Source organism: Plantactinospora sp. CA-294935, assembly GCF_050936445.1.
Lineage (GTDB): Bacteria > Actinomycetota > Actinomycetes > Mycobacteriales > Micromonosporaceae > Plantactinospora.
This window is the reverse complement of sequence record NZ_JBNJMU010000001.1, coordinates 700205-713956: the sequence shown is the minus strand read 5'-3', so window position 1 is coordinate 713956 and position 13752 is coordinate 700205. Positions and strand designations below refer to the sequence as shown.

Annotated in this window: 9 protein-coding genes and 1 pseudogene; 7 read left to right on the top strand and 3 right to left on the bottom strand. The window is 74.5% G+C overall.

Features of this window, described 5'->3' with window-relative positions; translation table 11 throughout:
• The first annotated feature begins 79 nt into the window (after positions 1 to 79).
• Together ACQEVC_RS03215 and ACQEVC_RS03210 are read left to right on the top strand one after the other, a co-directional pair.
• Complete coding sequence (locus ACQEVC_RS03215; protein WP_432873173.1) at positions 80 to 1045, top strand: hypothetical protein; 966 nt, start codon at positions 80 to 82, stop codon at positions 1043 to 1045.
• Positions 1046 to 1272: 227 nt separating this feature from the next.
• Complete coding sequence (locus ACQEVC_RS03210; protein ID WP_432873171.1) at positions 1273 to 2601, top strand: ABC transporter ATP-binding protein; 1329 nt, start codon at positions 1273 to 1275, stop codon at positions 2599 to 2601.
• 67 nt (positions 2602 to 2668) lie between these two features.
• Here the strand turns inward: ACQEVC_RS03210 and ACQEVC_RS03205 are convergent.
• A pseudogene (locus ACQEVC_RS03205) lies at positions 2669 to 3127 on the bottom strand (NADAR family protein); the annotation flags it as partial.
• Between the two features lie 14 nt (positions 3128 to 3141).
• The gene (locus ACQEVC_RS03200; protein ID WP_432873169.1) at positions 3142 to 5130 is read right to left on the bottom strand and encodes a protein kinase domain-containing protein; all 1989 of its coding nucleotides are present in this window, start codon (positions 5128 to 5130) and stop codon (positions 3142 to 3144) included.
• A gap of 281 nt (positions 5131 to 5411) precedes the next feature.
• Between ACQEVC_RS03200 and ACQEVC_RS03195 the strand changes: the two genes are divergently transcribed.
• The 5 genes from ACQEVC_RS03195 (at position 5412) to ACQEVC_RS03175 (ending at position 12753) form a co-directional block, all read left to right on the top strand.
• Positions 5412 to 6248: a patatin-like phospholipase family protein gene (locus ACQEVC_RS03195; RefSeq protein ID WP_432873167.1), complete on the top strand. Its 837-nt coding sequence runs from the start codon at positions 5412 to 5414 to the stop codon at positions 6246 to 6248.
• Positions 6248 to 7309, top strand: a complete 1062-nt coding sequence (locus ACQEVC_RS03190) for a 1-acyl-sn-glycerol-3-phosphate acyltransferase (RefSeq protein WP_432873165.1) — start codon at positions 6248 to 6250, stop codon at positions 7307 to 7309. The genes ACQEVC_RS03195 and ACQEVC_RS03190 overlap by 1 nt, the downstream gene beginning before the upstream one ends.
• 10 nt (positions 7310 to 7319) lie before the next feature.
• Positions 7320 to 7640 (top strand): divalent-cation tolerance protein CutA, encoded by a 321-nt coding sequence (cutA, locus tag ACQEVC_RS03185; RefSeq protein WP_318402931.1) that lies wholly within the window; start codon positions 7320 to 7322, stop codon positions 7638 to 7640.
• 103 nt (positions 7641 to 7743) lie between these two features.
• Complete coding sequence (locus ACQEVC_RS03180; protein ID WP_432873164.1) at positions 7744 to 11535, top strand: SCO7613 C-terminal domain-containing membrane protein; 3792 nt, start codon at positions 7744 to 7746, stop codon at positions 11533 to 11535.
• A 156-nt stretch (positions 11536 to 11691) separates the two neighbouring features.
• On the top strand, positions 11692 to 12753 hold the full coding sequence (locus tag ACQEVC_RS03175) for a fatty acid desaturase family protein (RefSeq protein ID WP_432873162.1): 1062 nt from the start codon (positions 11692 to 11694) through the stop codon (positions 12751 to 12753).
• A 73-nt stretch (positions 12754 to 12826) separates the two neighbouring features.
• Here the strand turns inward: ACQEVC_RS03175 and ACQEVC_RS03170 are convergent, their stop codons facing one another.
• Positions 12827 to 13591, bottom strand: coding sequence for a hypothetical protein (locus ACQEVC_RS03170; RefSeq protein WP_432873160.1), 765 nt, complete (start codon positions 13589 to 13591; stop codon positions 12827 to 12829).
• Between the last annotated feature and the right edge of the window lie 161 nt (positions 13592 to 13752).

The window sequence follows — 13752 nt, the reverse complement described above, 5'->3', positions numbered from 1 at the left end:
GCCCGCCCACCCGGGCGATGTCCCCCGGTGGCGGTGCGCGGATAGCCTGGGGAACGCCCGGCGTGCTGAGGAGGCGACCGTGAGTGACTTCGACGACGTACTGGAACGGCTGGTCACCGATCCGGCGTTCGCCGCCGCGCTCGGTGCGGATCCGGTCAACGCCCTGGCCGGCTACCGGCTCGACGCCGACGAGCTGGCGCTGCTCCAGCTCCAGCTCGGTGGCGCCGGCGGTCAGCACGGCGTCGAGACCCGGGCCAACCAGTCGAGCCTGTTCGGCATGTTCACCCCGCTCGCCGGGCTGGCCGGCGCGCTGCCCGGAGTCGGGGAGATCGGCACCGCCGGCCCCGGACCGGCCGGGAGTTCCGGTGCCGCCGGATCGGGCCTGACCCAGGGTTTCGGAGCGGCGGCCAACCCCGGCCCCGGAGTACCACCGTTCGCCGAGGCGCCGGGCTGTGCCGCGCCGGTCGGGCAGCACGGTGCCGGCGTACCGGTGGGTGGGCTGACCGGCCTCGGCGACGAGATCGGCCGGGAGATCGGGTCGGCCACCGACGGGGCGCTGGCGCAGCCGGTGGGTGGGCTGGCCGGCGCACTCGCCGACCCGGACGACGGGCTGGCCGCCGCGCTGGCCGATGCCGAGGTCGGGTTCGGGCCGGCGGCCGGGGTCGGGTTCGGGGCCGCCCCGGAGGCCGGACCGCCGGCCGAGGTGGGCTTCGGACCGGCCGGACCACTCCCCGGCACGGACGCCGAACCGGCCGTACCGGAGGGCTACCGGACCCGGGTCGACGTCGACGGTGACGGCGACTGGGACCGGCACACGTTGCAGGGCCGGGCCGACGGCGGGGTGGACATCCTGGTCGACCTCGACCGGGACGGCCGTACCGACTTCGTCGGGCACGACCTGGACGCCGACGGGTTGGTCGAGATCAGCGAGTACGACAAGAACCGCGACGGCTTCTTCGAGAAGCGGATGTACGACGACGACGGCGACGGCTGGATGGACCGGACGGTACGGGCCGAGCCGCCGCCCGCCGACAACACCTACTGACCCGCCACCACGGCGCCCCGGTCCGGAAGCCGGTCCCCGACCCACTCCGGGAACCGGTTCCCCGGTCCGGGCCGGGAGGCGGTCCCCGATCACCTCGGGAGCCGGGGCAGCACGCCGTGCGCTGCCGTGGCATTATGCCGTCCGGCGCATCGGGCCCGGCCGTCCGGCGCAACGGGACTGGCGCGTAGCCCGCCGGCCCGTGACGATGGCGACAGGAGGTGGTCGCCGTGGTCAGCATCACCACCGACCGGCTGACGAAGGTGTTCCCCGACGGCACGGTCGCGGTGGACGGCGTGAGCATCGAGGTCGGGTCCGGGGAGTTCGTCACCCTGCTCGGCCCGACCGGCTGCGGCAAGTCGACGATCCTGCGGCTGGTGGCCGGGCTGGAAGAGCCGACCAGCGGCCGGGTGCTGATCGACGGGGAGCCGGTGACCGCCGGGCCCGGCCCCAGCCGGCAACTGTCGATGGTCTTCCAGGACTACGCGCTCTATCCACATCTGACGGTCGCCGAGAACATCCGCTTCCCGTTGAGCCTCGGCCCGGACTCCCCGGCCGGCGCGTCGGCCCGGGTCGCCGAGATCGCCGACCAGCTCGGCATAACCGGTCTGCTCGACAAGAGGCCGGGGCAGCTCTCCGGCGGGCAGCGGCAGCGGGTGGCGATGGCGCGGGCGATGGCGGGGGAGTCCCGGGCCTTCCTCCTCGACGAGCCGCTCTCCAATGTGGACGCCGGGCTCCGTGCCGAGCTGCGTACCGAGGTGGCCGCTCTCGCCCGGCGGCTGGAGATGACCACCCTCTACGTGACGCACGACCAGGTCGAGGCGATGACCATGGCCGACCGGGTCGCGGTGCTGCGCCGGGGCAGACTCCAGCAGATCGGACCGCCCGGCGAGGTGTACCGGGACCCGCACACCCTCTTCGTCGCGGCCTTCCTCGGTACGCCCCGGGCGAACCTTCTGCAGGCCGCCATCTACGCGCCCGACGGCGGCGTACTGCTCGACCTCGGATCGCAACTGATCGAGCTGCCGCCCGAGGATCCCCGGGTACGCCCGCTGCGGGAACGGCACACCGAGCGGGTCACCCTGGCACTGCGGGCCGACGCGCTCAGCCCGGTGCCGGACCCGTCCAGCCCGGCGCCGGTGCTGCGGGGCGTGGTCCGGGCGGTCGAGAACCTCGGTCACGAGGCGCTGGTGCACGTGACGACCGACACGGTGCCGACCCCGTCGGCACAGGCCAGCCTGGACAATCCGACCAGCGGCCAGCACCTGTCCGAGCTGCTCGCCGACGACCTGCCGACCGGGCACCCGGTGCGCGACCGGCTGGCCCGGATGATTCCGCATCCCCGACCCGAGCAGCCGCCCGCCACCGCCCGCACCGAGTACGGCTTCTATCCCGTGTACGACCCGGAGCTTCGCGGCGAACCGGCCGACGCCGGTGAGGTGGTGGTCCGGGTACCCATGCCGGTGCTGCCCCGGGTCGGAGAGTCGATCACGCTCGCGGTCGACCTGGACCAACTGTTGCTCTTCGACAGCTCCGGCGACCGGATCCGGCTGGGTTGACCGTGAGCGCGCCCTGGGGCGACCGTGCGCATGGTGGGCTCGGCTCGGCCGGTCCGGTCGGAGCCGTTCAGCCCGGCGGCGTCGGCGCGGTCGTGGCCGCCAACTGGTGCCGGGCCCGCATCAGCGCGAACCCGAGCAGGTTGAGCCCGGGTCACCGGCCCGGGGATCGTCGGCGGCGAGCCCGATTCCCCAGATCCGGTCGATCGGGCTTGCCTCGACGAGGATCCGGTCTCCGCTGCCGAGCAGATAGTCGCGAAGGTCGGGGTGCTGGCCGAACTTCGCCACGTTGCCCGCCACGACCAGGTCGAACCGGCACTCGTCCCACCGTGCCTGGTCGAAGCCGCGCACCCGCTGGCCGAGCGCCTTGGCCGCGCCCGGTGTCGGTGCCCGGAGGATCTGGTCGACCATCGCGGTGTCGCCGAACAGCCGGGCCTTGCCGGCCATCATGAAGTGCTCGGCGGTGGCGTACCGGACGCCGTCGAACCAGGAACGGCGAGGGCCACCACTGGCTCAGACAGCCGGATCCGGGGCCCGCCCGGTTCACACCGCCCTGGCCAGCCGGAGCAGGGCGGCGTCGAGCAGTTCGGCGTACTCGGCTGAGATCGAGCCCTCGTCGCGACGTACCGTGACCTTGTCACGCAGCAGCGACACCTGACCGGCCAGATCCGCCGTTGCGTCGCCGGAGTCGGCCCGGAGGTTGCGGAGCTGGTTGCGCAGGTCCACCCCGGCGTGGTCCCGGATCTCGTTCGTCGCCACCCCGTCGTCGACGATCCGGTAGAGCTGGGCCATGACCTCACTGATCGGCGGCGGCGGGATGTTGGGATTGCCCCCCGTACCCGGTTGCCCGCCCGGGGCCACCGTGGACGGTGGCCCGGCCGTCGAGACCCCGGGCGCCGGAGTACCGGCCGGGGTCGGCGACGGCGTCCCGTCCGGTCCGGCGGTCGTCGCCCCGGTCGTCGGCCGCGACCCTGGCTCGTCCCCGAGTGCGGAGACGAGCACGACGGTGGCGGTGAGCGCGACCAGCACGGCGGCGGCGACCAGCAGGACCCGGCCGGGCCGGGGCGGTTCGCCTGCCGGACCCGCCCTGTCCGGCGGTGCGGCCGTCCGCTGTGGATCCGTCGCGGGTCGGTCCTCCGGCGCCGCGTGCGATCCGGCCGGGTGCACCGGCGAACGCGACTCCGGCGGAGCCGGCGGAGTCTCCTGTCGGGTCACCGGACCGCCCTGGTGCGCCGTCGCATCGTCCCGCCGGGCGATCACGGGAGTGCTGGGTGGATGCGGAGCCTCCGCCGACAGCGCCGCCCCGTCTCGTCGGGCAGCCGCGGCGTTCGGTGGGTCCGCCGACCGCGCCACCACCGGAGCCGGATGCGCCGTCCCGTCCACCGGCGTTCCGGCCACCGTCCCATCCACGGCCGTCCCGGCCGCCGCCACCCGCACAGGCGGCGTGCCGGGTGCTGTCGCGTCCGCCGGGGTCGCCTCCGTCTCCACCGGTGTCGCGTGCGCTGCCGTCGCGTCGGTCGCCGCCGCGTGCGCCGCCGCGTGCGCCGCCGCATCCGGCGGCGTCGCTCGCGCTGGCGTCGGTGGCGCCGCCGCTGTCGGGATCGGCGCCGCCAGCACGCCGGCGGTCGGCGACGGCACGGGTATCGCCGCCGGCACCGTGCCGGGCCGGGTGTGGCCCAGCACCGCACGTCGCGGATCGGCGGCCAGCAGTTGCTGGCGCAGCAACTCGCCGACCTGTGCGGCCGTCGGCCGCTCGACCGGATCACGGGCCAGACAGCGCAGGCAGACGTCCGCCACCACCGGCGGCAGATCGGGTACGCCGGCCAGCGTCGGCTCCGTCCCCGCCTCCAGTGCCCGGGTCAGTTCCTCCCAGGTGTCGGCCGGGAAGGGCACCCTGCCGGTCAGGGTCTCGTGGAGCAGCACGCCCAGCGAGTATGTGTCGGTCGCCGGCTGGGCCGGAAGCCCGTCCAGCCGCTCCGGCGCGACGTACGCCGGGGTGCCGAACGTCTCGCCGTCCTCGTCCTCGTCCGGGGCGCCGACCTGGGTGGCGATGCCGAAGTCGAGCACCTTGGCGCCGGTCGCGGTCATCATGATGTTGGCCGGGGTGATGTCCCGGTGCACGATGCCCAGCCGGTGGGCGGCGGCCAGCGCCTCGGCCACCTGGGCGCAGATCTCCACCGCAGTCTGCCAGGGCAGCGGGCCGGCGGTGAGTTCGGCCTTCAACTCCTCGCCGGTCAGCAGTTCCATCACCACGAAGGCGGTGATCCCGCCGTCCGGTCCCAGGGTCTCGCCGTAGTCGTGCACGGCCGTGACGTGCGGATGCACGAGCTGCGCGGCGGCCCGGGCCTCCTCGCGGACCATCTCCCGGAACTTCGCGTCGGCGGCGAGTGACGCGGCGAGCACCTTCACCGCCACCACCCGGTCGAGTACCTCGTCCCGGGCGCGCCAGATCACCGACATACCACCGGCGCCGATCCGGTCGATGAGCCGATACCTGCGGGCGAGCAGGCCGCCCGCCTGCAACGCTGCCATTGTTGGTCGCACCTGCCTGCAAGAGTCGGGGGTCGCATCAGGCTGTGGGGGTCGTATCAGGCTCCGTGACTGGCTACCTCCTGTCAACGACGGACCAACAGCCGGACACAGCCAGGTTTGTCATGACATGCCAACCGCGGAACGCCACAGCCGGCCGCTTTCACCGACGGCCCGCCGCACGCATCGACGGACGGTAGCTCCGATGCGCCGAACGGTCGATGCGGGTGAGGTCCGGCCGGCCCGGCGCGTCCGGGTGGGCGGCCCGTGCCAGGATGAACGGCATGGTCAGCGGTCCGGTGGCGTTCGTGCTCGGCGGGGGCGGGGTGCTCGGCGCCGTCGAGGTCGGCATGCTGCGGGCGCTGTTCCGGGCCGGCATCCACCCCGATCTGGTGCTCGGCACCTCGATCGGGGCGGTGAACGGCGCACTGGTCGCGGCCGACCCGTCCGAGGCGGTCACCGACCGGCTGGTCCGGCTCTGGGCCTCGCCCGAGGCGAGCGAGGTGTACGGCGACTCGATCGCCCGGCAACTGCGCCGCTTCGCCGCCCGGACCCACCTGCACTCGCCGCGCCCGCTGCGCCGGCTGCTGGAGGCCGAACTCGGCGAGCACACCACCTTCGCTGACCTCAAGGTGCCGTTCCGGTGCTGCGCGGCGAGCATCGAGCGGGCCGCCGAGCACTGGTTCGGCACCGGCCCACTGGTGCCGGCCGTGCTCGCCTCGGCCTCCGTACCCGGGCTGCTGCCACCGGCCCGGATCGACGGTGAGCACTTCGTCGACGGTGGCATCGTCAACTCGATCCCGATCGGTGAGGCGGTGCAGTCCGGTGCCAAGCAGATCTTCGTGCTCCAGGTCGGCCGGATCGAGCGGCCGTTGAGCCCGCCCCGCCGGCCGTGGGAGATCGCCCAGGTGGCCTTCGAGATAGCCCGGCGGCACCGGTTCGCCCGGGAGATGGCGGCGCTGCCGGACGACGTGGACGTACACGTACTGCCGACCGGGGGGCTGGGGCCCCGGGACGACACCCCGTGGGCGTACCGGGACATGGCGGCGGTGGGTCGGCGGATCAGCCGGGCGTACACGGCGTCCCGGCGCTATCTCACCGAACACCTGGACCCCGGCTGATGCCGCTGCCGCCGAGGTGGGTCCGGCGAACCCTGCTCGCTCCCGGTACGGTGCTGCTCGCCGTACTGGTGGTGACGACGCTGCCGGTGTGGCTGATCATCGCCGCGGCGGCCTCGCCGCTGGTCCCCGGCTACCTGCGCCCGCTCCGGGTGCTCTGGGTGGGGATCGTCTACCTGGTCTGGGACGCCACCGCGCTGGTCGCGATGTTCGGGCTCTGGGTCGGCTCGGGCTTCGGCTGGCACAAGCGGTCCCCGGGCTTCCAGCGCGCGCACTACGTACTCGCCGGGTGGTTTCTCACCGTGCTGTTCTGGCAGGCCCGGTGGACCCTGCGGCTGCGCATCGACGTCGTCGGCACCGACCCCGACACGGCGCTGCCCGGCCGTCCCGAGCTGGTGCTCTGCCGGCACGCCGGGCCGGGTGACTCGTTCATCCTGATCCACGCGCTGGTCAACTGGTTCAAGCGGGAACCGAGGATCGTGCTGAAGGACACCCTGCAGTGGGATCCGGCGGTCGACGTACTGCTCAACCGGCTGCCCAACCGGTTCATCGCGCCCCGGCACCGCCGGCAGACCCGGGTCGGCCCGACCGAGCAGGTCGGCCCGCCGAGGGAGAGCCTGGTCGAGCAGATCGGCCACCTCGCCCGCAACCTCGACGAGAACGACGCCTTCGTGATCTTTCCCGAGGGCGGCAACTTCACGCCCCGGCGGCGGCTTCGCGCCATCGACCTGCTCCGGTCCCGTGGCCTGGACGACATGGCGGACCGGGCCGAGGCGATGCGGCACGTGCTCGCCCCGCAGCCCGGCGGGATGCTGGCCGCGCTGGACGCCGCACCAGACGCCGGAGTCATCTTCGTCGCGCACACCGGGCTGGACCGGATGCTCACGGTGGCCGACGTGTGGCGGGAACTGCCGATGGACAAGCGGATCGTGATGCGGTTCTGGTCCGTACCGCCGGACGAGGTGCCGAAGGAGCGCCAGGAGCGGATCGACTGGCTCTTCGACTGGTGGGCCCGGATCGACGAATGGGTCGATGCGCATCGGGGCGACACCGATCCGGCGTAGGGTGCCCGGCGTGGACCAGATCTGCATCGTGACGACGGTGGTGGACGCGCGGGCCGTCGCGGATGTGCTCGCCGCCGCTGCGGTCGCCGGTCGGCTGGCGGCGTGCGCGCAGGTGACCGGGCCGGTGGACAGCACCTACTGGTGGGAGTCGCGGATGGAGACCACCCGGGAGTGGACGGTGGTCTTCAAGACCGCGCCGGACCGGGTGGAGGCCCTCATCGACCAGGTGCGGGCCGCGCACCCGTACGAGGTGCCGGAGGTGCTGGTGACCTGGGTGGAGGGCGGCAACCCGGACTACTCGACCTGGCTGCACGAGCAGACCCGCCCGTGACCGGGGCCGGACCGACCGGCCGGGTCGACCCGGCCGGGATAGCCGCGCCGGGATAGGTACGCGCACTCTGTGAACCGGCCCGGCGTCGGCCGATCATGGCAACGTGACCGCTTCCGCGAACGCGTACCCCTGCCCGGTCTGCGGTGCCGGTGCCGACCTGGCGACCGGATGTCCGGGCTGCGGCCGGGCACCGGACCCGACCGCCGCCGAGGTGATCCGGCTCGGTGCCGAGATCGCCGCACTCGGCGGCCGGGTGGAGCGGGCGCGGCAGGCGTACCTCGGTCTCGACGCCGCGCTGTGGCAGCTCCGGCGGCGCCGCGACGCGCTGGCCGAACAGGTCCGGGCGGCGGCCGCGTCCGCCCGGGTCCGGGCGGCCGGCGCTCCCGGCGCACCGGCCGCCGTCGCCGCCTCCGGGCCGCCGGCACCGCCAGCGCCCGCACCGGTACGCCCGGAAGCCTCCACCCGGACCGTGCAGAACGTGCTCTTCATCCTCGGCGGGCTGCTGGTCGGCACGGCGGCGATCGTCTTCACGGTGGTGGCCTGGGCCACGGTCGGGGTGGGCGGCCGGGCGCTGATCCTCGGCACGCTGACCGGGCTGGCCCTGGCCGCGCCGCTGCTCGCCCAGCGGCGCGGGCTGACCGCCACCGCCGAGACGTTCGCGGCGATCGGCCTGCTCCTGGTGGTGCTCGACGGGTACGCCGGATGGACCGTGGACCTGTTCGGGGTGGCCGGCTGGCCGGCGGTCCGGTACGCGGCACTGGTGCTCGGGGTCGGCGCCCTGGTGGCCGGTGGTTACCACCGACTGACCCGGCTCGCCGCACCCGCGTTCGCCGGCCTGCTGCTGGCCCAGCCGGTGATCCCGCTGCTCTCCTACGACGCGGGATTCGGCGCCGCTGGCTGGGCGCTGGCGCTCGCCGGACTGGCAACGGTCAACCTCAGCTTGACCCGGGGGTGGGGTGGCGACGGACCGGCGGACCCGAGCAGCGGTGTCCGCCGGTCCGTCGCCTGGGTCGGGTACGGGGTGGCCGGGCTCACCTCGGCGCTCTGCGGGACGCTGGCGGTGGTCACCACGGACGGCCCGCTGGCGGTACTCGCCGGTGGTCCGCTGCTGGTGGCCGCCCTGCTGCCGATCGCCGGAGCCGTCCGGCTGCGCAGCACCGCCGCCGGAGCCGGTGCGGCGGTCGTCTTCGTGGTGGTGCTCGCGGTGGCGCTGGTCCGGGCCGCCGCCGAGACGTCGTGGCCGCTGCTCGGCTCGGCCGCCGGGATCGTCGTGCTGCTTGCCGCCGCGATCGCGGCCACCGCCCGGTGGCTGCCGGCGGGAATCCGGGTCGGCCCCCGGGCCGGCGGCCTGGTGGTGGCCGGCGCCCTGGCGGTGCTGACCTGCGCGATGGCGCTGGTGGTCGCGGCGGCCGTGGCGCTGCGCTCGCAGCCGGCGTGGCGGGCGGAGCTGACCGCGCGGTCGGGGCCGTTCGACTGGCAGCTTCCGGTGGCGCTGGTGCTGGTCGCGGTGGCGCTCGTCCTGCTCGGCCGGCGGCGGGACCGGTCACTGATCCTGCTGGCCGGTGCGGTGTGCACGCTGCTGGCGGCGCCGGCCGCGCTGGCTCTGCCCTGGTGGCTCGTCTCCGCCCTGGACCTGGTGCTGGCGGGCGCCCTCGCGCTGGCCGCCGCAGGGCCGGGCCGGCCGTTCCGCTCGGCGCTGCTGATGGCGGTCGCCGCCGTGCCGCTGGCCGGGCACGCGGTACTGGTCGGACTGGCCCGACCGGCCGGTGCCGCCGCGGTCTTCGGCGGCCTCGTCCTGTGCGGCGGGGCGGTCGCGCTGACCGCACTGCGGCACCCGGCGCCGGGTCTCGCGGCCGACCGGATCCGTCGGGCCGTCGCCCCCGCGCCGGGACCGGAGGGTGCTGCCACACCGCCGGTCCCGGCGTTCCGGCGGGTGGTGGGTGGCACCGGGCTCGCGGTGGCGGTACTCGCCGCTCCGGCGACCGTCCTACTCGGACTCTTCGCCGCCGGCGTGCCGCCGTGGTGGCAGGCGCGGGCGGTACTGGCCAGCGCCGTACTGCTCGCCGCCGGGTTGGTACCGGTGCGCCGGGCGGTCCCGCACTACCAGCCGTACGCCAACGCGGCGCTGGCGACCGTCGCGCTGGCGGTCGGCCTGGCACCCGGGCTGCCCGGCGTCGGCGAGCCGGCCGGCCCGTACGCCGCCGGGGCGCTGCTGCTCAGCCTCGGGGTGTGGCTGTCGGGCCGGGGTCGACCGGCGGACCCGACCAGCGGAGCCGGACGGCCGATCGGGGGCGTACCGGCACTGGTCTCCGGGGCGGTCCTGCTCGTCCGGGCCGCCGTGGTGGCGGTGCCGGCGGTGCTGACCGTGCTCGTCGCCCCGTACGACTGGCTGGGCCGGATCTGGTCGGGCCCGCCGGCCGGGGTGGGGCTGCATCCGGCCGGGATCGGCGTCGCGCCGGCCGGCTGGCGGCTGGACGCCGCCGCCACGCTGACCCTGCTGCTGCTCACCGTGGCGGCGGCGGTCGTCGGCTGGGCCCGGCGGCATACGGTCCGCGCCGCCGCGCTGGTCGCGGCACCGCTCGCGGTCAGCACGGCGCTGGTCGGGCTGGTGGCCGCCGGGGCACCCTGGCCGACCGTGCCCGTGTCGAGCCTGGTCGCCGGAGTCGCCGGCCCGCTCGCCGTGGCGCTCCGGCGCGGCGCCGGCCGCCGGCAACCTGGTCCGGGCGGCCCGGGCCGGTCGGCGGTCTGGCTGGTGCCGGTGGGGGTGGCGTTCGGGGCGGCGGGCCTGGCCGGGCTCTTGCCGACCAGGCCCGGCACGCTCGCCGGGCTGGCCCTGGTCGGCGCGGCGGGGCTGACCGCCGGGGCGCTCGGTCGCACTCCGGCGGCCCGGGTGGCGGGTTGGCTGACCGGTGTCGCCGGCGCGGCGGCGCTGGCCGGCACCGCCACGGTCGCCGCCGACCTGCCGTTGCGGATCACCGCACTGGTGGTGCTCGGCGTCGCCGCGCTGGCCCTGGCCGGCAGCACGCTCCTGGCCGGCTGGCGACCACTCCGGGCCGGGACGGTCGCAGAGCGGCCGCTCGCGGTCGGTTCGGTCGGCGAGGGGGCATCCGGTGCCAGGTCGGGCGCGGAGGGGCCGCCCGGGGCCGGTTGGGTCGGCGAGGAGTCGTCGGGGGCCGGTTCGGTCGGGGTGGGGGCACCCGGAGTCGGTGCGCGTGCGGTGGGGCCGGCCCGGCGGGCCGAGGCGATCGCCGTCGAGGCGGCCAGCCACACGACCGCCGGAATCGCCCTGCTGCTGGCGGCCGGCGAGATCCGGTACGCGGCGGCGGTCTGCACGCTCTGGGGCGTGGCGCTGGGGCTGCGTGCCCTGCGTCCGGCCGAGCCGATGGCGCACCGCTGGGCCCGGGCCGCAGCGGCGGGTGGTGCCGAACTGGTCGCCACCTGGCTGCTGCTCGTCTCGGTCCGGGTGGCGCTGGTCGAGGCGTACACCCTGCCGGCGGCGGTGCTCGGGTTGCTGGCCGGCTGGCTGGCGCTGCGGGCCCGGCCGGCGCTGAACAGTTGGCTGGCGTACGGGCCGGGGCTGGCTGCCGCGCTGCTGCCGAGCCTGGTCTCGGTCATCGTCGCCGCCGACCAGCCGTGGCGGCGGCTGCTGCTCGGTGCCGGTGCACTGCTGGCGGTGCTGGCCGGTGCCCGGTGGCGGCGCCAGGCGCCGGTGCTGCTCGGCGGTGCCGCCCTCGCCGTACTGGCCCTGCGGGAGATGGTCGACGTGTGGGACCGGCTGCCCCGGTGGATCTTTCTGGCCGTGGGCGGTTTCGCCCTGATCGGACTGGCGATGACATACGAGCGACGCCGTCGCGATCTGCACCGGCTACGCTCGGCCGTCAACCGGATGAACTGACCGGCGCGTCGAGCGGGCGCCCGGGCTCGTGCGGTGGTGCTACCACTACCCCGGATACGGGGGTTTTCGGGGTTACTGAGTGCAAGGTTTCCCCGGAGACTGGAGAAAAGCGCTCCGCCGACCGGCGTGGCGAGAAGCGACGTTGGGAGCTTGCAAATGGCGGTCCTCGCTGCCGTGCCAGAACCGGAGATGCGTCGAGGCAGTGATTACTCACGGTTATCGCGCCGGATCAGTGCGGCCGGCCTGATGGAACGCCGCACCGGCTGGTATGTGGCCCGGATCGCGCTCACCGTCGGGCTCTTCGTCGCCGGCTGGGCCGCCTTCGCCGTCGTCGGCGACTCGTGGTGGCAGATCCTGGTGGCCGTGTTCCTGGCCGGCGCCACCACCCAGGTCGCCTTCCTCGGGCACGACGCCGGGCACCGGCAGATGTTCCGGAACCGGAAGGCCAGCGAGGTGGCCGGGCTGCTGGCCGGCAACCTGGCGGTCGGGCTCAGCTACGGCTGGTGGATCGACAAGCACAACCGGCACCACGCCAACCCGAACCACGAGGACGACGATCCGGACGTAGGGGCGGGCGCGCTGGTCTGGACCGACGAGCAGGCCCGGGCCACCCGGGGCTTCGGCCGGTGGCTGGCGCAGCGGCAGGCGTACCTCTTCTTCCCGATGCTGTTGCTGGAGGGGTTGGCCCTGCACGTCTCCAGCGTCCGGGCGCTGACCGACGGTACGCCGATCCGGCACCGCCGGGCCGAGGCGCTGCTGCTGGCCCTGCACGCGGTCGGCTACCTGGGTGCGCTCTTCACCGTGCTCTCGCCGGGGAAGGCGCTGGTCTTCCTCGCCGTCCACCAGGGGCTGTGGGGGCTTTACATGGGCTGCTCGTTCGCGCCGAACCACAAGGGCATGCCGGTGGTGACCGCCGAGGACGACCTCGACTTCCTGCGTAAGCAGGTGCTCACCTCGCGCAACGTCCGGGGCGGGGTACTGGTCGACTTCGCGCTGGGCGGCCTCAACTACCAGATCGAGCACCACCTGTTTCCGAGCATGCCCCGGGTGAACCTGCGCCGGGCCCAGCCGATCGTCGCGCGGTACTGCGCCGAGCAGGGCATCCCGTACGAGGAGACCGGGCTCTTCGACTCGTACCGGCAGGCGTTGCGGCATCTGCACTCGGTCGGTGCCCCGCTGCGGGCCGAGGTGGCGGCGGCGCGGAAGAACGCCGGGTAGCCGGCGGTGGACGGGGGGAGCGTGGGGCGGCCCTGGGCGGGGCCGCCCCACGCGTGCCGTCCGGGTACCGGCGTCAGGCGTCCATCAGGCCGAGCAGTTCCGCCGGCATCTCGACGACGTCCGAGGACTTCGGTGCGGTGATCTCGACCGGCTTGCCGAAGTTGTCGTAGCTGACCCTCATGTCACCGATCAGCGGCGAGACGCTCGCGGTGTCCGCCGCGATCTCGACCAGCCGGCCCTGGCCGTCGATGGTGGCGGTGAAGGGCACCGCCCTCACCTTGTCGCCGAACATTTTCAGCGACTCCGGGTCGGCGGTCGGCGACTTGGTCAGGTCGAGGGTGCCCTTGAAGCCGCGCTCGCCGTCCCGCTCGACGTCGACGATGCCCTTCATCAGGTTGTTCACCCCCAGCGGGTCGTCCTCCGGCATGATGTCCAGGGTGCTGCCGGCCTTGATCTTCGAGGCGTCGACCCGCATCCATTCCTTGGGCAGCCCCGGCAGGCCGGTGTACTTCACGAAGAGGTCGTCGGCGAGCAGAATGATCTTGAAGTCCGTCGACTGTCCAGGGACGTCGAGCTTCATGGCCAGGTTGGCCTTCTTGCCCTTCGGGTCCATCGCGCCCTGCGCCGACATCACCGACATCTTGAGGCTGACCGTGAAGGTGTCCTCGTTCAGCTTCTTCACCGACGCGGCGAGGGCGTCGGCGGCGCTCACCTCCGCAGCCGGGGCGCCGTTCCTGTTGCCTCCCGGCTCGGTGCCGGGCCGGGCACAGCCCGTGGTGCCGACACCCAGCACGGTGACGAGGGCCAGGCCGGCGATCGCCAGCCGTCGAGTCTTCATCTGGTGCTTCCTCCCCGTAGCAAAGGCCACGCGCAGTCACCCGCCGTGGCCAGGCGCCGGACAGCGTAGCGGTCGCCCGCCAGTCGCGGCGCACCGATTTCCGTCGGCGGTACCAGCCCCAGTGGCTCTGCCGCCGCCGATGCGCAGCCCGCGACCGAGCC

Bases quoted from the DNA above. Each gene is read 5' to 3' on its own strand.
- ACQEVC_RS03200 (WP_432873169.1), bottom strand. From the start codon at position 5,130: ATGGCAGCGTTGCAGGCGGGCGGCCTGCTCGCCCGCAGGTATCGGCTC.
- ACQEVC_RS03195 (WP_432873167.1), top strand. From the start codon at position 5,412: ATGGTCAGCGGTCCGGTGGCGTTCGTGCTCGGCGGGGGCGGGGTGCTC.
- ACQEVC_RS03190 (WP_432873165.1), top strand. From the start codon at position 6,248: ATGCCGCTGCCGCCGAGGTGGGTCCGGCGAACCCTGCTCGCTCCCGGT.
- ACQEVC_RS03175 (WP_432873162.1), top strand. From the start codon at position 11,692: ATGGCGGTCCTCGCTGCCGTGCCAGAACCGGAGATGCGTCGAGGCAGT.
- ACQEVC_RS03170 (WP_432873160.1), bottom strand. From the start codon at position 13,591: ATGAAGACTCGACGGCTGGCGATCGCCGGCCTGGCCCTCGTCACCGTG.